This window comes from Citrobacter sp. Cf136 (assembly GCF_030333815.1).
Lineage (GTDB): Bacteria > Pseudomonadota > Gammaproteobacteria > Enterobacterales > Enterobacteriaceae > Citrobacter > Citrobacter freundii.
Genome location: NZ_JAOWFE010000008.1, coordinates 1 through 987, shown reverse-complemented (window position 1 = coordinate 987; position 987 = coordinate 1). Strand labels below are relative to the sequence as shown.

The 987-nt window shown below is 41.9% G+C and carries 1 protein-coding gene; it reads right to left on the bottom strand.

From position 1 onward, the window contains the following. Positions 1-25: 25 nt before the first annotated feature. On the bottom strand, positions 26-781 hold the full coding sequence (locus tag OGV98_RS00045; protein WP_077227849.1) for a hypothetical protein: 756 nt from the start codon (positions 779-781) through the stop codon (positions 26-28). Positions 782-987: the final 206 nt, after the last annotated feature.

The following is a 987-nucleotide window of genomic DNA, read 5'->3' as shown; positions in this document are numbered from 1 at the left end:
AAAAAAACGCCCACAGAGGGCGTTTTTACAGCGTATTAAGGAAGTTCATCATTGATATCGCTGAAGATACTGTCACCTTAGGTGCTGAGTTAGATGGAGTGGTCTTTAGTGGAGGTAAAACCATTCTCCGATCTTTAACTGGCGACAGTTTCGCAACGACTGGCAACTCGGTGATTGCATGTCCGCCATTGTTGTTCATATTCAATTCGCCTAATCGACTAATTAGTACATCTCTATACATGTGATGGTTATTATCAACAGTGTTGTTGATAGGGTACTTAGGGTTCCATGACTTTAAGTTGTGTGGATGCCCTGAATACTTTGGGTCCTTATAGTATGCGTACTTCATCGCGCCGACAACGTTATTTTCGTAGATGCTACGATACTTCACTCTTTTACTATAGTGGAAAAAATGTGCTGCGTGTTCTCCGCCAGTCCCTAAGTATCGTACATCAAAGAACCAACTAGCCATCGCATTGGAGTTAACATATGCACCGCTTGTTTTATCGACTATCAACCACTCGACACTTAAATTAAGCTCAGCTTGTTCCGTTGAATACCTTAAAAAATCATCGTTGCTTATGGCTTTTTGGTACAGTGCTTGATATGCCACAATGGGGTACTCATCCCCAGCGAAAAACGCGATGTAATCTGATTTATCTCCAGTGAAATACACATATTTATTTATGTAGTGGTCATGAAGGGATAGAAGGCTACCCTCACATGCCCACTTACTGTCACAAGCAACAAAATCTTGGTCTGCGTAAATTACGGTCGTCATTGTAATTGTTTTATAGAACAGTTGGTTGTGCGCATATCGCTATGCTTATGAAGACTGCTAGTTAGTTGACTTATACAGCAGTGACAGCGTATCTTCCATTGGAAACGAAAAAACCACCCGGCAAGGTGGTTTTTTCGAAGGTTCATTAACCGGCAAGTTTCTGAACCGTGGTAACTGGCTTTCGCAGAGCACAGAAACCGAATTCG